The organism is Avibacterium endocarditidis (assembly GCF_965138825.1).
Classification (GTDB): Bacteria; Pseudomonadota; Gammaproteobacteria; order Enterobacterales; family Pasteurellaceae; genus Avibacterium; species Avibacterium endocarditidis.
The window spans coordinates 119065-137315 of record NZ_CBCSDH010000007.1 but is presented as its reverse complement, the minus strand read 5'-3'; the positions used below and the strand labels follow the sequence as shown (position 1 = coordinate 137315).

The following is an 18251-nucleotide window of genomic DNA, read 5'->3' as shown; positions in this document are numbered from 1 at the left end:
CATTAATATGATTTTGTTTCACCGCAAATAGCTCGGAATAATTGATTCGTTCGTGGTGAAATTCACTCACATCAAGCGCATCATAACTGCGATAAGTGTCCGTATAAACCAAGCTATCAGGCTTGATTTTTATTTTAATAACAGGGAGTAATGTTTCACTCTTGGTGTTTTCAACCACAACAGTAAATACCTTTCCTTGTCGTTTTAGTNACCCAAAAACAGCAACTTTTCCAGCCGCTCCTCGTCCTCGTTTTCCCTTTCGATGACCACCAAAATAGCTTTCGTCTAGTTCAATTTCCCCCTCAAAAATCTCGTTAACTTCAAGGGATAAATGATAGCCAATCACAAGCCTGATTTTATGGTAGAACAAAGCGGCTGTATTCGGTTGAATATCTAGCAAATTTGCTGCTGTTCTTGCAGTAACTTCTGCAACAAAAAACTCAAGCAGTTTTTTCTGTATGGATTGCTTTAATTTACAATATGTTATCTTCATTTTTGTAGTATAGCATTGTTGCTAATCTACTACAGCCCCTAAATTTTTCAGGCTACCTGAACACACAAACATCATTTCAATACCTATTGAAATGAAAAACACACCCTGCTATACTAACCGCCTATGAATATGAACACCGAACACGCCAGCAAACTGTTTGAAAGTCTTGCTTCGCCCACACGCCTTGCCATTTTCCAAGCTCTGACCGCCGAAGGGGGGCGTGGTATGGTGGCGGGCGATTTGGCAAAACAGCTCAATCTTGCCCCCAATAATCTGTCGTTTCACTTAAAAACTTTGGCAAACGCCAACCTTGTTTACAGTGAACAGCAGGGAAAATTTGTCCGTTATTTCGCCAATTTGGCGATGATGAACGGCTTGATTGAGTTTTTATTGCATCGCTGTTGTGAAAACGCAAGCGGTGGCGATTGCGAAAAATTTTGCCAATCGTGTTAGCAAATTTTTTTGCCCATTCATTTCAATAACTCTTGAAGTAAGGAACATACTATGCACCCAATCAGCATTTATCACAATCCCAAATGTGGTACTTCTCGCAACACGCTGGCTTTGATTCGCCATTTGGGCATTGAGCCGACCATTATTCATTATCTGGACACCCCGCCCGATGAACGCACACTACGCCAACTGATTAAGCAAATGAACATCACGCCCAGAGAGCTTTTGCGAAGTAATGTGCCTGAATATCAACAATTTAATTTGGACAACGAGGTGAGTGACAACGACATCATCAAGGCAATGCTAACCGCCCCCATTTTAATCAACCGCCCGATTGTCATCACCGAAAAAGGCGTGCGTTTGTGCCGTCCAAGCGAAGTGTTTCTGAGCATTTCACCTGTGGTATTACACAGTGATTTTGTCAAAGAAGATGGCGAAATCATCCGCGTACAAGGGGCATAAAATGGGCATTTTTGAACGATTTTTGAGTGTGTGGGTGGGGTTGGCGATTTTGCTTGGCGTGGGGCTGGGTATTTGGTTTACACCTTATTTTCAATGGATTGCCACAATGCAGGTGGCTCAAATCAATTTGCCGATTGCGGTGCTGATTTGGCTGATGATTTATCCGATGATGATACAAATTGACTGGCTTGCCATTAAAAATATCCGCCACAATCCCAAAGGGCTGTGGCTGACTTTAACGGTGAATTGGTTGATTAAGCCTTTTACGATGGCACTTGTTGGCTGGTTGTTTTTTAAGGTGTTTTTTGCTGGCTGGGTAGATGAACAATCGGCAAACGAATACATTGCAGGTATGATTTTGCTTGGGGTTGCACCTTGTACGGCAATGGTTTTTGTTTGGTCTCAACTGGTCAAAGGCGACCCCAATTACACGCTGGTGCAAGTGTCTTTAAATGATGTGATTATGATTTTTGCCTTTGCCCCGATTGCTGGGCTACTTTTGGGTATCAACGACATCACAATCCCGTGGGATACGCTGTTTTTTAGCGTGTTGCTGTATTTGGTGTTGCCTTTGCTTGTGGGAGTTGCCACTCGCAAATCTTTGCAAGATGAACACAAAATTCGCCAATTCAGCCAGCGTTTTAAGCCTTTGTCTATCTTGGGATTGTTATTGACGGTGGTGCTGTTGTTTGCGTTTCAGGCACAAACCATTGTGGATAAGCCGATGATTATCCTGCTGATTGCCATTCCTTTATTGGTGCAGACTTACGGCATTTTTGCCTTGAGTGCGATTTGGGCAAAATGGCTTAAATTGCCCCACGCCATTTCCGCCCCTGCTTGCTTAATCGGCACAAGCAATTTTTTTGAATTGGCGGTGGCGGTGGCGATTGCTTTATTTGGTTTAAATTCAGGGGCGGCATTGGCAACGGTGGTGGGCGTGTTGGTTGAAGTGCCTGTGATGTTGTCGCTGGTGTGGTGGATAAACCGAAAATCGCTGGAAAATAAAGGGGTGTAGGTTTTTCAGGCTGCCTGAAAGTTATTTTGCAAAATTCTCAAACAAAAACACCGCTTGAAAATCAAATTCAAACGGTGTTTATAAATTAACTGACTTTTACTTCCACCCAAGCCCTTTTGATGATTTCTTGACTGGCTTGTAATGCTAAAAATGCCAAAATAAACGCCACAATTAAATCAGGATATTTTGATTGAAAAAAATAAACTGCTATGCCAGCCAAAATCACTGCCACATTACCAATCGCATCATTGCGAGAACATACCCATACACTTCGGACATTACTGTCGCCATCACGGAATTTTAATAATATCAACAATGCCGACACATTCACCAATAACGCCAAAAATCCCACAATACTCATTTCGCTATAACTGGGAATTTCCCCATAAAACGCACGATAAATGGTTGTAATTAAAATAAATAAGCCAAAAACGCCCATCGTTAGCCCCTTAACCATAGATGCTTTGGCACGGTAACTTAATGCCATTGGCAAAACAATCAAACTTATCAAATAATTGGCACTATCGCCCAAGAAATCCAAGCTGTCCGACAACAGCGAAGTTGAACCCGATTTAATCCCCATTACAATTTCCACAAAGAACATTGATAAATTTAATATCAAGACAATCCACAAGGCTTTTTTGTACTTGGGTGATTGATGAATGGGCTGATTTGAACTGCAACAACTTTGGCACGCCATAACAAACTCCGAAAGATGATTGAAATTTGCTATAATATAAACTCCGTAGTTATTACAGAGCCAAGTACAATGTCAAAAATTTTTCAAATTAAACAAGCCAGTGAACAAACAGGCGTGCATTTAGAAACCATTCGTTATTATGAAAAACAAGGCTTAATCAAGCCAACTTTTCAAGCTAATGGCTACCGAGTTTTTGATGAAAATCAGCTAGAACAATTACGCTTTATTAAAACTTGTCGCAATATCGGTTTTTCTTTAAATGACATTCAGGTCTTATTGACATTTCAAACAACTCCCAATCATCAATGTGATGATGTTGATGAATTAACCCAAAAACATTTATCACATATCAACGAACAAATTAAGCAATTACAAGAAGTTAAATCATTTTTGGAACAAATTATTGGTTGTCAAAATAAAGAAATTGAAAATTGTCAAATCATTAAAAGTATTAAAGATAAAGGATAATGTTTTTCAGGCAGCCTGAAAGTTCATTTTTGCAAAATTTCCACACAAAAACACCGCTTGAATTGCTCCAAACGGTGTTTTAAACAAATATTTAAGGGGCTGTACTAGATAACTAGGGAAATCTAATTTCAGGTTAGAATAATCCCTATGAGAAGAAGTCGTTTAAGTCAGTACAAGCAAAACAAACTGATTGAACTGTTTATTGCGGGTGTTAGTGCTCGCATTGCAGCTCAATTAGTCGGCGTTAATAAAAACACTGCTGCCTATTATTTTCATCGTTTACGTTTACTGATTTTCCATAACAGCCCGCATCTGGAAATGTTTGATGGCGAAGTAGAGGTTGATGAAAGCTATTTTGGCGGACAGCGCAAAGGCAAACGCGGTCGCGGGGCAGCCGGCAAAGTGGCTGTATTCGGGCTTCTGAAGCGCAACGGCAAGGTTTACACCGTTGCTGTGCCCAATACGCAAACTGCCACTTTATTGCTGATAATACGTGAGCAGGTAAAGCCTGACAGTATTGTTTATACTGATTGTTACAAAAGCTATGATGTACTTGATGTGAGTGAGTTTAGCTACTTTCGCATCAATCACAGCACACATTTTGCTGAACGGCAAAATCATATTAACGGAATTGAGAACTTTTGGAATCAGGCAAAACGCCACTTACGGAAGTTTAACGGCATTCCCAAAGAGCATTTTGAACTGTATTTGAAGGAATGTGAATGGCGTTTTAACCACAGTGAAATAAAAGTTCAAATTTCCATTTTAGAACATTTAGTAAAGCAGAATTTATTCTAGTTATCTAGTACAGCCCCAAAAATAATAGTGGATGGTACGTTGGCATATCTCTACTACAAGCAGTAGGATTTTGAGAAAAATTTTCAAATGATAGAATTTTTTCAGATTACTTGACCTTAACCCTAGGTCAAGCTTTAACATTGCGCCATTCCATCTCAATAAAAATAAGGACATCTTATGAAATTACATAAATTCACCCGCTCATTGTTGCTTTTAAGTTTAGGCATAACCGCTTTTGCTCAAGCACAAACACTTTCTATGGAAGTGTGGAAAAGCCCGACTTGTGGCTGTTGTAATGAATGGATCAGCTATATGCAGAAAAACGGTTTTGAGATTAAAGTCAACGAAACAGGCAATTATAATGCTCATAAGCGCTTTAACATTAAATATGAACATGCTTCTTGCCACACAGCCGTGATTGATGGCTATGTGATTGAAGGACATGTACCTGCTGAGGATATCAAACGTTTACTCGCAGAAAAACCCGATGCAGTTGGCTTGTCCGCACCTGGCATGCCGATTGGTTCACCAGGTATGGACGGTGAAGCATACGGCGGACGTAAAGATCCCTATGATGTTATTTTGATTAAGAAAAACGGTGAAAGTGAAGTGTTCAAATCCTATAACCAATAAGAGGTGAAAAAATGAAACGTCGAGATTTTTTACGTTATGGCATTGGGCTTAGCTTAGCCAGTAGCTCGCTTTATAGCCTTGCGAATATGATGAACCACGCACAACACGGCAATATGGCGATGATGCATTCAGCCCCTACTGGCTTAATGCCTCTCGAGGCAATGCCCTCAGGCTTATCACTCAATGGTATATTACCAAAGCTTGCTAACCAATCCACTCAAGCTGGACTATTCAAAGCCACTTTAAAAGCAGAGCCTATTAAAATTCGCCTCGCAGACAATAAAGAAACGGAATTTTGGGCTTATAACGGACAACTACCCGGGCCACAAATTGAAGTATTTGAAGGCGATACCGTAGAAATTGAATTTATCAATCACCTACCACAACCCACAACGGTGCATTGGCACGGTTTAGATGTACCAAATGAGGCGGATGGTAACCCGATGGATATGGTTGAACCGCAAGGGAAAAAAGTCTATCGCTTTACGCTACCTCAAGGCAGTGCTGGGACATATTGGTACCACCCTCATCCACATGACCATGTTTCCGAACAAGTCTATAAAGGCTTAGCAGGCACTTTCGTTGTTAAAGCGAAAAATGATCCGCTTGCACACCTTCCTGAACAACATTGGGTGATTTCCGATCTGCGTTTAAATGCCGATGGCACCATTCCAGCAAACACGATGTTAGATTGGATGAACGGCCGTGAGGGTGAATTTGTGTTAATCAACGGTCAATATCAGCCCCAGATTCAAGTGAAAACGAATGAACGAATCCGTCTTTGGAATGCCACTAGCGCTCGTTATTTTCGTTTAAACATTCCAGGGGTGAAATGGATTGTGGTGGGTACCGAAGGTGGTTTACTTGAAAAACCTCGCTCGCCTGTTGATGAACTGCTACTTACACCAGCCGAACGCGTTGAAGTGATTATGGTGGGTGAAACGCAAGGAACAGTCAATTTACAAAGCGGTTATTATGATCGCCGTAAGATGATGGTGCAAGAACAGCCTAAAGATCTCACTTTAGCCACAATTCAGGTGAAATCAGAACCTGTTCAGTTACCTGAAAGCTTAAGATCCTTGCCTAACTGGGATGAACCAAAGCAGGTTCGCCAAATTCGCTTTAGTGAAAAAATGATGAACCATACAAATATGCCAATGATGAATCATGACACACATCACACCAGCACAGCACCAACGAATAACCCTATTCCGCCAATGATGGATGGGATGTTCTTAATCAACGGTCAAACCTTTGATATGAACCGTATTGATTTTGTTACCAAATTGAATGAAGTGGAACAGTGGGAAATCTTCAATGAAAGCCATATGGATCATCCATTCCATTTGCATGGCACTCAATTTGAAGTAATTCAACATACGTTAAACGGTAAAACCTTTAAGCCAGAAGGCAGAGCGTTAAAAGATGTGGTTAATTTACGCCCTTATGAAAAAGTGATTGTTCGCTTTAAGCAAGGACATACTGGGTTGAAAATGTACCATTGCCATATTTTAGAACATGAAAACCTCGGTATGATGGGGATGTTTAAAGTGGAATAGTGGTATCTAACTATAAAAATAGAGGGATTTTCGTGAAAATTTGTAAATTGCGAAAATCCCACTGCTTGTCATTATTTATTCCAACGATTTAACAACGCAACAAGTGAAAGCATCACAGGCACTTCAACCAATACACCGATAACAGTGGCTACATATGAACTTATTTAATAACCCATCTGGTAATTCACTTTCCGGTTATATAGATAATATTTAGGGCTAATCTACTACAGCCCCTAAATTTTTAACAACGTTTAAACATATCATCCGTTATTGGGAATTATATTTGGAAAATAGTGAACTCAAAATTAGCGAGGAAATAAAGAATCGAGATTATTGGATTAGACATATTGGACACGAAGATAAAAAAATCTCTCGTATTATCGTAAGCCTTAATTTATGTGGACAGCCAGCGCTTGCAAAGCAGTTGCAACATATTGCTATTCAATTAGGAATGGAGAAAGGTACACCAAAACCTGAAACAGTTGAAATTTGGAAGCGGTTATTAGATGAATAGGCTAAAATCAGCGTTCTCAGCAAAAAATGGCACATTAAGCGTGCCATTTTTATTGGGATATGTGGGGATAAATTATTCCTCAATCGCCAATTCTTTCAAATATTGAAAAATCTCACGATAGGCTTTTGGCGGTTTGTTTTGCACTTTTTCTTTTTGCGCTGCACGGATTAGGTTGCGCAGATGTTGGCGATCGGCATCGGGGTAGTCATGCAGTACATTGCTTAATGCCTCGTCCCCTTTGGTGATGAGTTCATCACGCAGTAATTCTAATTTATGTAACAGTGCTTGTTGGTGATTGTGTTTATTCTCGATTTTATCCAAGGCTTCTTGGATTGGCTCAGAATCTACTTGGCGCAGCAGCTTGCCAATATACTGTAGTTGGCGGCGTTTTGCTTCTTTTTGTAAGCGTTGAGCGAGCGCAATGGCATCAAGAATATTTTCTTCCAATGGAATTTTTTCTAAGTTGGTTTTGGTTAGATTTACCAATTTTTCACCTAGCTGTTTTAAGGCTTCCGCATCACGTTTTATTTCACTTTTGCTTACCCAAATAATTTCTTCTTGTTCTTCATCTTCCCAATCAAATTGTTCTTTTCTACGTTTTGCCATAAGGTTTTCCTAAATCTAAATACGCTAAATGGGCGTTAGTGTAGCATAATTTCGGCTAAATTAGCGAGATAAGGGAAAATGGGATAGAATACGGCAAATTTTGATGAGAGGTTAAAAAATGCAACAAAATCCTACCGCACTTTTAAAACAGCAAGAACAAGAATTGCGTGAGGCTGTGAGTTATGCCATTGATATTGCAACAAAAGCGGGCGCAAGCGCGGAAGTTGCCGTGACCAAAGTAAATGGGCTTTCTGTTTCCACTCGTTTGCAAGAAATTGAAAACGTGGAATTTAATAATGATGGGGCATTAGGTATTTCGGTTTATTTAGGGCAGCAAAAAGGCAATGCGTCCACTTCTGATTTAAGCCCGGTGGCGATCAAAAATGCCGTGGAAGCCGCCCTTGCCATTGCAAAATATACCTCGCCTGATGATTGCGCAGGCTTGGCTGATCGCGATTTAATGGCGTTTGATGCGCCAGATTTATCCCTTTATCACCCCACTGACATTGATGTGGATCAGGCGACATCGTTAGCATTGAATGCAGAAAAAACGGCGTTGGATTATGATGAGCGTATTGTAAATAGTGAAGGGGCTGCTTTTAATTCTCATACTGGCGTGCGAGTTTATGGCAACAGTTATGGAATGTTGCAGAGCTATTTGTCTAGCCGTTATTCCCTTTCTTGTTCGATGATTGCGGGGGAAAATGATCAGCTTGAGCGTGATTATGAATATACCATTTCACGTTATCCAGATAAGTTAGAAAATCCAGCTTGGGTGGGAGAAAATGCGGCGAAAAAAGCCTTATCACGTTTAAATCCGCAAAAAATTGCGACCCAAGAAGTGCCAGTAGTGTTTTTAAATGATGTGGCAACAGGGCTGATCAGTCATTTGACCGCAGCGATTAGTGGCGGCAGTTTATACCGTAAAGCGAGTTTTTTATTAGATGCCTTAGGCAAGCAAATTTTGCCAGATTGGTTTCACATTAGTGAACGCCCACATTTAATTGGGAAATTGGCTTCTTCACCTTTTGATAGTGAAGGCGTGCGAACTCGCGATATGGAAATTATTGAGCAAGGCATTTTGCAAACTTACTTATTAACTAGTTATAGTGGGCGAAAGCTGGGTATGCAAAGCACGGGCCACGCGGGTGGGATTCATAATTGGTTAGTGAAACCAAATTTGCAGGGGGGATTGACCGCACTTTTAGAAAAAATGGGAACGGGCTTGCTAGTTACGGATCTCATGGGGCAAGGCGTCAATCTCGTTACTGGTGATTATTCCCGTGGTGCAGCAGGATTTTGGGTGGAAAATGGGCAAATCCAATATCCAGTGGCTGAAATTACCATTGCAGGGACACTTCCCGAAATGTTTAAGCAAATTGTCGCTGTGGCAGACGATATTGAACACCGCTCTAACATTCAAACTGGTTCAATCTTGTTAGAAAAGATGAAGGTATCAGGAAATTAATTTTATGAATGAGAATTATTCTTATTGACAATACTTTTTAGTTTGCTAGAATGAGGGCGTTTGTTAAGTATTGTTGTTGAAAATGATGATTCATTTTTAAGATGCTCCAAACAAGTAGAGTAGAAAGTAAATTCGTTAGGGTATTTAAAAGGCTGAGACTTATATCTCGGCCTTTTTTTTGCTACAATTTCACCGTTTTTAACTCAATCATTTCGCCATTGGCGGGCTTAAAGGTAAATTAATAATGAAAAAACACTATGTAGATGTGATGATTTCGGAGCAAGATGTGCGTGCAAGAATTAGCGAATTGGGCCGTGAGATTACGCAATATTATCATCAGCAAAAGGTAGAAAAGCTGATTGTGGTTGGCTTGTTGCGTGGTTCATTTATGTTTATGGCAGATCTGGTGCGTGAAATTGATTTACCGGTGAAGTGGAATTTATGACCACCACAAGCTATGGCAGCGGAATGACGACAAATCACGATGTGAAAATTAGCAAGGATCTTGATGGCGATATTCGTAATGAACAGGTTCTCATTGTGGAAGATATTATTGATACGGGTTACACCTTGCAAAAAGTGCGTGAAATGCTAAAACTGCGTGATCCCGCTTCATTGCGTATTTGTACTTTATTGGATAAACCTTCGCGCCGTGAAGTGGAAGTGCCAGTGGATTGGGTAGGTTTCACTATTCCTGATGAATTTGTGGTGGGCTACGGTATTGATTACGCGCAGCGTTATCGTAATTTTGGTTACATTGGGAAAGTGGTTTTACAAGAAGATTAATTTTTGTAGAGACAGTGGAGATAAAAAAAGGCTTGTTTTTTAACAAGCCTTTTTAATCATTACAGTGTATTTTGTTGTTTAGAAGCCAGTTTTGCTAACGCCGCATCACAACTTTTCATCTGTGTTGCAAGTTCCATTTCAAGAATCTGTTTTTTGCTTTGGTTTAGCTTACTCTTAATTTTGTTTAACTGGGTGTGTGTACCCGGTTGTTTTTCCGCTTCGGCAATGAGGTTTTCGGTTTCTTTAAAGAGTTTGGCGCATTGCTGAGGGATTGCATTTTTCTCTGTTTGTTGTGGTGCTGCTGAAATTGAAACGCTCATAAATGCAGTTGCAGCAAGCGTTGCCACGAACATAATTCCCTTCATTATTTTCATTAAAACTCCCTTATTTTCAATCTGTAAAAATATAATAAAAAATGAGCTTTGCGAAAGTTAGCAAAATCTGAGGGGAAAGTCTAGTTATTCATCATTTTTTATTCTATTTTGCGAGGTAACGCACAATTCTTGTTGTAAAAATGTTAAGAGAAACTATAATTTGAAGCTTGTCAAAAAAGCGCATACTTTCTATGGGTTTATTTTTGATTTAAATCTAAAAAATGTGATCGGTGTTACATTTTTTACTATTTTTTATCCACACTTTTAGTAGTAGAATACATACCGATCTTGGGTTATCTGTATAATTCTTGTGAAGATAATTCAATTAACTTGGCTTAAGGGTGTACCTTTAAGATTTTGGGGTGATTACACAGTAATCATTGGTTTAGAACTTGTAATATTTACAAGGAGTTGAGATGTTAGACGTTGTTGAACTCTCTAGATTGCAGTTTGCATTAACTGCGTTATATCACTTCTTGTTTGTGCCATTAACATTGGGTTTATCTTTCATTCTTGTGATTATGGAAACCCTTTATGTGGCAACAGGCAAAGAAGTTTATAAAGATATGACAAAATTCTGGGGTAAGTTATTTGGTATTAACTTTGCCTTAGGGGTAACAACTGGTATTACAATGGAATTCCAGTTCGGGACTAACTGGTCATATTATTCACATTATGTGGGCGATATTTTTGGTGCACCACTGGCAATTGAGGCATTATTAGCCTTCTTCTTAGAATCTACCTTTGTTGGGTTATTCTTCTTCGGTTGGGATCGTTTATCAAAAGGTAAACACTTACTCTCAACATACTGCGTGGCTTTCGGTTCAAACCTTTCTGCAATGTGGATTTTGGTGGCAAACGGCTGGATGCAAGCACCAGTAGGCTCAGATTTCAATTTTGAAACAATGCGAATGGAAATGACCAGCTTTATGGATCTTTGGTTAAATCCAGTTGCACAAAGTAAATTCCTACACACTTTATCTGCAGGTTATGTTTCAGGGGCATTCTTTGTTTTAGCAATTAGTGCTTATTACATCTTAAAAGGACGTGATATTGGTTTTGCTAAACGTTCTTTCTCTGTCGCTTCTGTATTCGGTATTATTGCCGTTGTGTCTGTGCTAATTATGGGTGATGAATCTGGTTATGAAATCGGACAAAAACAACCAATGAAATTAGCAGCAATGGAAGGGGAATGGCATACTGAACCCGCACCAGCTAATTGGAATATGATTGTTGTGCCAAATCAAGCGGAAAGACATAATGATTTTGCCTTACAAATTCCTTACGCTGCAGGGATTATCGTAACCCGTTCATTGGATAAAACCTTTGCAGGGATCAACGATATTTTAGTGGTGAATGAACAACGTGTTCGTCAAGGTATGGTGGCTTATGGTTTGCTTGAACAATTAAGAGCAGAGAAAAAAGCAGGTCAAATCAATGAAGAAACCAAAGCACAATTTGATGCAGTACGTGGTGATCTTGGTTATGGCTTACTATTAAAACGCTATACAGACAAAGTGGTTGATGCAACAGAATCACAAATTAAGCAAGCAACCTTAGATACGGTACCTAATGTTGGGCCAACATTCTGGGCGTTCCGTGTAATGATGGCAGCAGGTGGCTTAATTCTTATCTTAATGATTGCCGCCGTGGTACAAAATGTGCGTAAAACAGTGGGTAAAAGCCGCTTCTTGTTACACGCATTATTATGGGGACTTCCGCTTCCTTGGCTTGCCATTGAAAGTGGCTGGTTCTTAGCGGAATATGGTCGTCAGCCTTGGGCTATTTACGATATGTTACCAGTTGGTGTGGCAGCATCGAACTTAACCACTGGCGAATTATGGTTCTCAATCGGTCTGATTTGTGCCCTTTATACTATTTTCTTAGTAGTGGAAATGTACTTAATGTTTAAATATGCTCGTCTTGGCCCGAGTGCATTAAAAACAGGTCGTTACTACTTTGAGCAGTCATCTAAATAATTAGGAGCCTAACTATGATTGATTACGAATTTTTACGTTTTGTTTGGTGGGTTCTCGTTGGTGTATTACTGATTGGCTTCGTAGTAACCGATGGATTTGATATGGGCGTTTTAACACTATTACCATTTGCAGGTAAAAAAGAAGTGGAAAAACGCATTATGATCAACTCAATCGCTCCCCACTGGGACGGAAACCAAGTGTGGTTATTAACTGCTGGCGGTGCAATGTTTGCAGCTTGGCCATTAGTTTATGCAACTTCATTCTCAGGTTTCTTTATTGCAATGATCTTAGTGTTAGCGGCGTTATTCTTCCGTCCAGTGGGCTTAGAATATCGCGCTAAAATCGACAATCCATTATGGCGCAAGCTATGGGATTGGGGCTTATTCATTGGTGGATTTGTGCCATCGGTGGTATTTGGTGTGGCCTTTGGTAACCTATTACAAGGTGTTCCATTCTATTTCAATGATATGCACCAAATTTTCTACACAGGATCATTCTTTGAATTATTAAACCCATTTGCCTTACTTTGTGGCTTAATTAGCTTATCAATGCTCATTACGCAAGGCGGTGCGTGGTTACAATTAAAAACCACTTCTGAATTGCGTGAGCGTGCAAGAGTGATTACCCAAGTTGGCGCAATGGCAACCTTAATCACCTTCGTATTAGCAGGCGTGTGGTTATACTTCAAAGATGGCTATGTGGTAACTAGCGTAGTGGATCACAATGCACCTTCATCACCATTAACAAAACAAGTGGCAGTTGAAGCGGGCGCGTGGTTTAAAAACTACTTTGATGCCCCTGTATTGTTCATCTTCCCTGCTTTAGCGGTAGGTGGTGCGTTATTAAATGTATTGGCATCGAAAGCAAACCGCTGTGGTTTTGCCTTCTTGTTCTCATCATTAACAATGGCTGGCGTGATCTTAACTTGTGGCGTGGCAATGTTCCCATTTGTAATGCCATCAAGCTCTCACCCTGATATGAGCCTATTAATGTGGGATTCAACATCAAGCCAATTAACCTTAACCTTAATGCTTGGTTTTGCATTAGTGTTTGTGGTGATCTTATTGTCTTACACCATCTGGTCATACATCAAAATGTTTGGTCGTTTGGACAGTGATTTCATCGAAGACAACAAAAACTCATTATACTAAGGAGCGAAATTATGTTTTATGTTTTATGGGTAGTGGGTGTCTTGTTTGCCATAATGCTAAGTGCAGTGATTACCATTGGCATTGAAAAAACAGGTAAATTTGACGAGTAAGTCAATGATTGATAAAGCATATCATTTAGTAAATAAGGGCTCTTGGCGAGCCCTTTCGTTGATCTTAGCTATCGCATTAACCCTTTGCTTTTTCTTTAATATTAATGAGTTTGCCACACAATTAAGAACAGCCCCACCTGTTTGGGTTATTTTTATTTTGTGGGCAACAGTGATTTTATGGATTCACGGCATTGGGTTTGAAATTCGGGCAGCCATTTGGAAAGGGCTATTTTTCCCTTATGTTGGTTATATCGTTGGCATCATTGCCTTAGTGCAACATTTCCTTTTGCCAGCGTTCGTGTATTGATCTCATCAAAGTGCTCTAAATCCAAGAATATCATCACACCAAAATCTCAACCGAAAAAAAATCATATCAAATTTAAGCACTGATTTGAGACGGATTTTAATGTTGATTTTGGTGCTTTATCAATGTGTATTTGAATGATCCAGATCATTGATGAGCATCAGCAAGTTGTTAATAGTTCTGTTTAACTGTATATTTGAACTGGATTTAATCTTCTGGATAGAAATGATCTTATGGCAGTGCCTGTATTTATAGTGCTGAATGCCATTTTTCTCTCCGTGTTTTTGAATGCTTGAACTTGAGCAAAAAGTGCATTTTTTAGATCCACATTTCAAAAAATGTGGTCTAAAGCCTTAGCCTATAAGGCTATAAACTACTTTGTGTTAATGCTTTTTCACAAATGTTTCATTCAAAACAAAGCCCTTTTGCAAAGGGCTTAACGAAAAATTCATTATTCGGCTAATCGGGTAGGAATTTCAGGGGCGACTAAGCGGCGTAATCGCGTACCTTCTAAATCGATATGTCCAAAACGGGAATGCCCGTTATTCCAATCTGCTATCGCTTGGCGTAAGGCATCTTGACTATCTGCCACGAAATTCCACCGCACTAAGGTTTTATGTGGTAATGGTTCTCCGCCTAACAGCATAATATGGCTGTCAGCTTCGCCCTTGATTTTGAATTCGTGAGCTTGGCAATCCGTTAAGCTAACTAGTTGATCTTGTTGGTAAACTTGTCCTTCAATTTCCACTTCACCTTTCAGCACAAGTACGCCATATTCAAAGTTTGGCTGTTGTTCTATGGTGATACTTTGTGCTTGCTGAAACTGAATATCTACGCCAACTAACGGGCTATATTGCTGAGTTGGCGCGGTTCTGCCTTGATAGCTACCTGTGGTTAAAATGTAATTCACGCCATTTTCTTGCCATTCAGGTAATTCAGGATAATGTTGAAAATTTGGCTCAATGTCTTGATTCATTGGAAGCGCAATCCAAAGTTGTACTGCGTGAAGCTGATGCACGCCCTCAGGGGTTTGTTCCGTATGGCTAATACCACGCTGATTGCCTGTTCCTGCGGTCATTAAATTCACTTGTTTTGGCTTAATTAATTGACGATAACCAAGGCTGTCTTGATGCCAAACTTCACCCTCTAGCATCCAAGTAAAAGTTTGCAAATTAGTATGTGGGTGTGCGCCTACTTGTAAGCCTGCATTATCATCAGTAAACTCTGATGGCCCTGCGTGATCAAGAAAACACCACGCGCCAATGGTACGTTTACCCGCTTGTGGTAGCAAGCGTGCGACAGGAATTCCGCCTACATCTTTAGTAATCGCATTTAATTTATCTACACTCATTTTCAGTCCTTATGCTCTAATTCGTTGCCTTATGCTTTCGCCCATTGAATAAAAGTTTGTGCAAACTTACTTAAGAAACCCGCAGTGCGTTCATCAGCCACTTCACCTTGTTCATTCAATGCCTGATTGGCTTTGCTTAAAAATACTTCTGCAGTTGTCAGTACATTCGCACCAATGCTTTGCAAACTTTGGCGAATTTGCAAACCAGAATTAATTCCACCATAAGCGCCTGGTGAAGCCGTAACAATCGCCACTTTCTTGCCTTGCCATAAATTTTGGCCATAAGGACGAGAAGCAATATCAATGATATTCTTAGTCGCGGCAGGCATTGCACGGTTATGCTCAGGGCTAACAATTAGCACCGCATCGGCGTTTTTAATTTGCTCACGCACCCGATCATATTCTGGTACGTCCACCTGATCACGATCTTGGGTATAAAGAGGCAAATCATCAATACGTACTTCTTGTACATTCACGTCTGTTGGAAATTGTGAAACGATATAATTGGCTACACTACGGTTAATGGATTTTTGGCTTAGGCTGCCGATAATCAGTGCAATGTTCATTATTTATACCTCAAAATGTTAGGGGAAATTTTCGCCAATTATAAATCCCCTCGAAATCCCAAACAATCGGCATTTTAGAAATGATCTTTCTCTTAATAATTAATAATAAAAAATGGGCTGTCCTAGATAACAGTTAAAACCTCACTTTAGATTAAGATACCCCCATAAGAAAAAATCATCTAAGTCAACATAAACCAAATACAATCATTTTGTTGCGGAGGTTACAGCAAGGAATACTGGAAAGTTGAGTAATGTAAACAAAATGACTACGACATACTACTTTCATCTCTTACTCCTGTTCATCTATCAAAGCAGCCTTCACTTAGAGATGTTTGAAGACGAAATAGAAACAGATAAAAGTTATTTTGACGGTGCTCGCAAAAGTAAACATGGCCGTGGCACAGTAAATAAAATAACAATATTCAAGTTTCTCAAGCGTAATGGCAAGCTTTATACCATTGCGGTTCCAAACCCACCTTATTACCTATTATTCGGGAATAAATGAAGCCTGATAGGCTTGTTTACACCGATACTTATCGTAAGGAACTGTATTAGATAAGCCCTAAACTCCATACCAAAATCACAGTATTTTTAGCTGCTCTTTTGGTGTACTAAAGTTAAACCGAAATTCACATTCTTTCAAGAATAACGGAAAGGATTTCTTATCAATTCCGTTATATTTTCTTAGCACTCTTTTAGCCTAGTTCCAGAAATTTTCAATCCCATCAACGTGATTTTTTGCTTCGACAAAATAGGTGATTAATTCTGCAATGCTTAAATTCGCTCACATCTAGCACATCGTAACTGTGATAATAATCGGTGTAATACTATCAGGCATGATTTTCCTTTTAATAACAGGGAGGTAAGATGTATTTCTTAGTGTTTCCAACGATAACAGTATAGACTTTCCATTTCGTTTCAACATGCCCAAAACGGCCGTTTTACCCTTCACGCCTCACCCTGTTTTCCTTTTCTTTTACCACCAAAATAGCTTTCATCTAGTTCAATTTCACCTGCAAACATTTCATTGGCATCTTGAGCTAAATGGTGGCTAATCACCTCCCTGATTTTGTGATAAAATAAGGCAGTTGACTTAGAGTTAATTTGTGCAAGAACAGGTTGTTACTTCAAACCAAAAAATTCTAGCAGTTTTTCTGTATAAATTTCTTGAGTTTACAATGAGTTATCTTCATTTTTATAGACCAATGCAACTGCTAATCTAATACAGCCTTTAATTATTATGGTTTACAGTAAATTACTGGAATAATATTCATATCTTTTGCCGCATGTGAAAAAGAGGATATAATCCATAGTAATTGTGTTATATTTCCTTTTGTGGTTGCTCCCCGTTTTATCTTCCTGAACTCATCACATATCTGTTTTTTTGATAAAAATGGACAACATAATATGCATTTTCTAGATAAGAAATGATTTTTTAGCAATAAATCTAATTCTGACTCAAAATTTTTTGAATTACCTTTTCTGACCCTAGATATGCTAGTTCTCACTGAATTAGATGTCGTATATACGTTCATAAATTTTGGATTTAATTTCTTATTGATAAATTGATCTCTTGAAAAATACATATTCCCTATATTTTTAATTGCTTGTCCAACAACGTCATGTAACTTACTTGCCGATAGGCTTACATCATCATTATATTTCGAATGAATAAAGTTAATTGATTTATCTCTTAAATTTATAGTTATATGATCAGCCCATTCATCACCAAAATCATCACAAAAAATGTAATCATCTTCTTGATGTAAATTCTCTACAAAGCCAAAAATAGAATTACTAGAAAATTGTGTGCTGTTTTCTGTTAGGGGCTCTTCTTTAGGTTCTTTCTCACCTTTTACTGTAAAATTATTCTTAGGAACTAGTATATCCAAAATATTATCTATATCAGATATCCCTGATTTATCTTGGAAGCAATAACCCATGAAGTACATATACTTGGGATCTGTAAATGTAACACTATATAATGTATACTTTTTAATATAGTCCTGAAGGCTAAGCTCTTTCCCATTCTCTTCTATCTTTAACCGCTTAAGTATGTTAATCTCTATAGAAATTGTTCTCTTATTAATTTTTAATATGTCACTTTTACCTAAGCCATTTACCAAAAATAACTTAGGGTCAGTTCTCCCAGATAAATCATAAACTCTCTCTAAATATAGAACCAACTTATCTTTAAATTTTTCCTTAATATAGACTTTACTAGACTTTGAGCGATAAAAATAAATATTATTGTCAAGAGCATCTATCAACTTACTAGCTTCAATCAAAATAGAGCTAGGTTTTACACCTGATTCTATTATTTCATTCAAATCAATTCTTTTAGCAAAACTATCCAAAAATTCATTGTTAGTTCCATTTTTAATTTTTTCAATACTTGTATCAACCCAATTAATTAGACTAGTAAAATCAACTCTTTGAGAGAGTTCATTAACTCTTCCAC

19 protein-coding genes and 5 pseudogenes are annotated in these 18251 nt (G+C 38.9%); 15 read left to right on the top strand and 9 right to left on the bottom strand.

The features are described from left to right. Window positions 1–209 (bottom strand): annotated as a pseudogene (locus ACNAV8_RS05930) (transposase); the annotation flags it as partial. 1 nt (window position 210) lies between these two features. Then, window positions 211–493 (bottom strand): annotated as a pseudogene (locus ACNAV8_RS05925) (IS1595 family transposase); the annotation flags it as partial. A gap of 129 nt (window positions 494–622) precedes the next feature. On the opposite strand from ACNAV8_RS05925, the gene ACNAV8_RS05920 reads away from it, so the two are divergent. The 3 genes from ACNAV8_RS05920 to arsB are packed head-to-tail and all read left to right on the top strand — an operon-like array spanning window position 623 to window position 2423. Further along, a complete protein-coding gene (locus ACNAV8_RS05920; protein WP_034293588.1) occupies window positions 623–946 on the top strand; it encodes an ArsR/SmtB family transcription factor in 324 nt (107 codons plus the stop codon). Window positions 947–997: 51 nt separating this feature from the next. Continuing rightward, complete coding sequence (arsC, locus tag ACNAV8_RS05915) at window positions 998–1408, top strand: arsenate reductase (glutaredoxin) (protein ID WP_065233444.1); 411 nt, start codon at window positions 998–1000, stop codon at window positions 1406–1408. A gap of 1 nt (window position 1409) precedes the next feature. Then, window positions 1410–2423 carry an ACR3 family arsenite efflux transporter gene (gene arsB / locus ACNAV8_RS05910; protein WP_065233445.1) on the top strand — a complete coding sequence of 338 codons (1014 nt, stop codon included), beginning with the start codon at window positions 1410–1412 and terminating at the stop codon, window positions 2421–2423. Between the two features lie 85 nt (window positions 2424–2508). On the opposite strand, the gene ACNAV8_RS05905 is transcribed toward arsB, so the two are convergent. After that, window positions 2509–3123 carry a cation efflux transmembrane domain-containing protein gene (locus ACNAV8_RS05905; protein ID WP_039096602.1) on the bottom strand — a complete coding sequence of 205 codons (615 nt, stop codon included), beginning with the start codon at window positions 3121–3123 and terminating at the stop codon, window positions 2509–2511. Between the two features lie 69 nt (window positions 3124–3192). Between ACNAV8_RS05905 and ACNAV8_RS05900 the strand changes: the two genes are divergently transcribed. The 5 genes from ACNAV8_RS05900 (at window position 3193) to ACNAV8_RS05880 (ending at window position 7095) form a co-directional block, all read left to right on the top strand. Next, window positions 3193–3591, top strand: a complete 399-nt coding sequence (locus ACNAV8_RS05900; protein ID WP_013746097.1) for a MerR family transcriptional regulator — start codon at window positions 3193–3195, stop codon at window positions 3589–3591. Window positions 3592–3738: 147 nt separating this feature from the next. Further along, a complete protein-coding gene (locus ACNAV8_RS05895; RefSeq protein ID WP_415777378.1) occupies window positions 3739–4389 on the top strand; it encodes an IS1595 family transposase in 651 nt (216 codons plus the stop codon). Window positions 4390–4566: 177 nt separating this feature from the next. Further along, window positions 4567–5022 carry a DUF411 domain-containing protein gene (locus ACNAV8_RS05890; RefSeq protein ID WP_103855932.1) on the top strand — a complete coding sequence of 152 codons (456 nt, stop codon included), beginning with the start codon at window positions 4567–4569 and terminating at the stop codon, window positions 5020–5022. 11 nt (window positions 5023–5033) lie between these two features. Beyond that, a complete protein-coding gene (locus ACNAV8_RS05885) occupies window positions 5034–6581 on the top strand; it encodes a multicopper oxidase family protein (protein ID WP_103855933.1) in 1548 nt (515 codons plus the stop codon). A gap of 283 nt (window positions 6582–6864) precedes the next feature. Further along, a complete protein-coding gene (locus ACNAV8_RS05880) occupies window positions 6865–7095 on the top strand; it encodes a hypothetical protein (RefSeq protein ID WP_103855934.1) in 231 nt (76 codons plus the stop codon). A gap of 72 nt (window positions 7096–7167) precedes the next feature. Here the strand turns inward: ACNAV8_RS05880 and yjgA are convergent, their stop codons facing one another. Beyond that, a complete protein-coding gene (yjgA, locus tag ACNAV8_RS05875) occupies window positions 7168–7701 on the bottom strand; it encodes a ribosome biogenesis factor YjgA (protein WP_103855935.1) in 534 nt (177 codons plus the stop codon). 118 nt (window positions 7702–7819) lie between these two features. Between yjgA and pmbA the strand changes: the two genes are divergently transcribed. Next, a complete protein-coding gene (pmbA, locus tag ACNAV8_RS05870) occupies window positions 7820–9169 on the top strand; it encodes a metalloprotease PmbA (RefSeq protein ID WP_415777377.1) in 1350 nt (449 codons plus the stop codon). Between the two features lie 244 nt (window positions 9170–9413). Beyond that, window positions 9414–9955 (top strand): annotated as a pseudogene (gene hpt / locus ACNAV8_RS05865) (hypoxanthine phosphoribosyltransferase). Between the two features lie 59 nt (window positions 9956–10014). Here hpt and ACNAV8_RS05860 read toward each other — a convergent pair. After that, window positions 10015–10275: a DUF5339 domain-containing protein gene (locus ACNAV8_RS05860; protein ID WP_172459852.1), complete on the bottom strand. Its 261-nt coding sequence runs from the start codon at window positions 10273–10275 to the stop codon at window positions 10015–10017. 470 nt (window positions 10276–10745) lie between these two features. On the opposite strand from ACNAV8_RS05860, the gene ACNAV8_RS05855 reads away from it, so the two are divergent. From ACNAV8_RS05855 to ybgE, 4 genes are read left to right on the top strand one after another with little or no spacing between them, the layout of a single operon-like run. Then, window positions 10746–12308, top strand: coding sequence for a cytochrome ubiquinol oxidase subunit I (locus ACNAV8_RS05855; RefSeq protein WP_103853715.1), 1563 nt, complete (start codon window positions 10746–10748; stop codon window positions 12306–12308). Between the two features lie 14 nt (window positions 12309–12322). After that, entirely contained in the window at window positions 12323–13459 is a 1137-nt protein-coding gene (gene cydB, locus ACNAV8_RS05850) for a cytochrome d ubiquinol oxidase subunit II (RefSeq protein WP_126373401.1), read from the top strand. Between the two features lie 11 nt (window positions 13460–13470). Then, on the top strand, window positions 13471–13569 hold the full coding sequence (locus ACNAV8_RS05845) for a cytochrome bd oxidase small subunit, CydX/CbdX family (protein WP_103853713.1): 99 nt from the start codon (window positions 13471–13473) through the stop codon (window positions 13567–13569). 4 nt (window positions 13570–13573) lie between these two features. After that, on the top strand, window positions 13574–13876 hold the full coding sequence (ybgE, locus tag ACNAV8_RS05840) for a cyd operon protein YbgE (RefSeq protein WP_103853712.1): 303 nt from the start codon (window positions 13574–13576) through the stop codon (window positions 13874–13876). A gap of 448 nt (window positions 13877–14324) precedes the next feature. Here the strand turns inward: ybgE and ACNAV8_RS05835 are convergent, their stop codons facing one another. Further along, complete coding sequence (locus ACNAV8_RS05835; RefSeq protein ID WP_103855016.1) at window positions 14325–15224, bottom strand: pirin family protein; 900 nt, start codon at window positions 15222–15224, stop codon at window positions 14325–14327. Between the two features lie 29 nt (window positions 15225–15253). Beyond that, window positions 15254–15790 (bottom strand): NADPH-dependent FMN reductase, encoded by a 537-nt coding sequence (locus ACNAV8_RS05830; RefSeq protein ID WP_181022004.1) that lies wholly within the window; start codon window positions 15788–15790, stop codon window positions 15254–15256. Window positions 15791–15954: 164 nt separating this feature from the next. On the opposite strand from ACNAV8_RS05830, the pseudogene ACNAV8_RS05825 reads away from it, so the two are divergent. Next, window positions 15955–16288, top strand: a pseudogene (locus ACNAV8_RS05825) (IS1595 family transposase); the annotation flags it as partial. Between the two features lie 82 nt (window positions 16289–16370). Here ACNAV8_RS05825 and ACNAV8_RS05820 read toward each other — a convergent pair. Together ACNAV8_RS05820 and ACNAV8_RS05815 are read right to left on the bottom strand one after the other, a co-directional pair. Next, window positions 16371–16983 (bottom strand): annotated as a pseudogene (locus ACNAV8_RS05820) (IS1595 family transposase). 45 nt (window positions 16984–17028) lie between these two features. Continuing rightward, the gene (locus tag ACNAV8_RS05815) at window positions 17029–18147 is read right to left on the bottom strand and encodes a hypothetical protein (RefSeq protein WP_415777376.1); all 1119 of its coding nucleotides are present in this window, start codon (window positions 18145–18147) and stop codon (window positions 17029–17031) included. Window positions 18148–18251 lie beyond the last annotated feature (104 nt).

Excerpts from the sequence above, each read along its gene's own strand:
- cydB (WP_126373401.1), top strand. The coding sequence starts at position 12,323 with ATGATTGATTACGAATTTTTACGTTTTGTTTGGTGGGTTCTCGTTGGT.
- ACNAV8_RS05860 (WP_172459852.1), bottom strand. The coding sequence starts at position 10,275 with ATGAGCGTTTCAATTTCAGCAGCACCACAACAAACAGAGAAAAATGCA.
- ACNAV8_RS05895 (WP_415777378.1), top strand. The coding sequence starts at position 3,739 with ATGAGAAGAAGTCGTTTAAGTCAGTACAAGCAAAACAAACTGATTGAA.
- ACNAV8_RS05905 (WP_039096602.1), bottom strand. The coding sequence starts at position 3,123 with ATGGCGTGCCAAAGTTGTTGCAGTTCAAATCAGCCCATTCATCAATCA.
- yjgA (WP_103855935.1), bottom strand. The coding sequence starts at position 7,701 with ATGGCAAAACGTAGAAAAGAACAATTTGATTGGGAAGATGAAGAACAA.
- ACNAV8_RS05900 (WP_013746097.1), top strand. The coding sequence starts at position 3,193 with ATGTCAAAAATTTTTCAAATTAAACAAGCCAGTGAACAAACAGGCGTG.
- ACNAV8_RS05885 (WP_103855933.1), top strand. The coding sequence starts at position 5,034 with ATGAAACGTCGAGATTTTTTACGTTATGGCATTGGGCTTAGCTTAGCC.
- arsC (WP_065233444.1), top strand. The coding sequence starts at position 998 with ATGCACCCAATCAGCATTTATCACAATCCCAAATGTGGTACTTCTCGC.
- ACNAV8_RS05830 (WP_181022004.1), bottom strand. The coding sequence starts at position 15,790 with ATGAACATTGCACTGATTATCGGCAGCCTAAGCCAAAAATCCATTAAC.
- ACNAV8_RS05835 (WP_103855016.1), bottom strand. The coding sequence starts at position 15,224 with ATGAGTGTAGATAAATTAAATGCGATTACTAAAGATGTAGGCGGAATT.
- arsB (WP_065233445.1), top strand. The coding sequence starts at position 1,410 with ATGGGCATTTTTGAACGATTTTTGAGTGTGTGGGTGGGGTTGGCGATT.
- pmbA (WP_415777377.1), top strand. The coding sequence starts at position 7,820 with ATGCAACAAAATCCTACCGCACTTTTAAAACAGCAAGAACAAGAATTG.
- ACNAV8_RS05845 (WP_103853713.1), top strand. The coding sequence starts at position 13,471 with ATGTTTTATGTTTTATGGGTAGTGGGTGTCTTGTTTGCCATAATGCTA.
- ACNAV8_RS05855 (WP_103853715.1), top strand. The coding sequence starts at position 10,746 with ATGTTAGACGTTGTTGAACTCTCTAGATTGCAGTTTGCATTAACTGCG.
- ACNAV8_RS05890 (WP_103855932.1), top strand. The coding sequence starts at position 4,567 with ATGAAATTACATAAATTCACCCGCTCATTGTTGCTTTTAAGTTTAGGC.
- ybgE (WP_103853712.1), top strand. The coding sequence starts at position 13,574 with ATGATTGATAAAGCATATCATTTAGTAAATAAGGGCTCTTGGCGAGCC.
- ACNAV8_RS05920 (WP_034293588.1), top strand. The coding sequence starts at position 623 with ATGAACACCGAACACGCCAGCAAACTGTTTGAAAGTCTTGCTTCGCCC.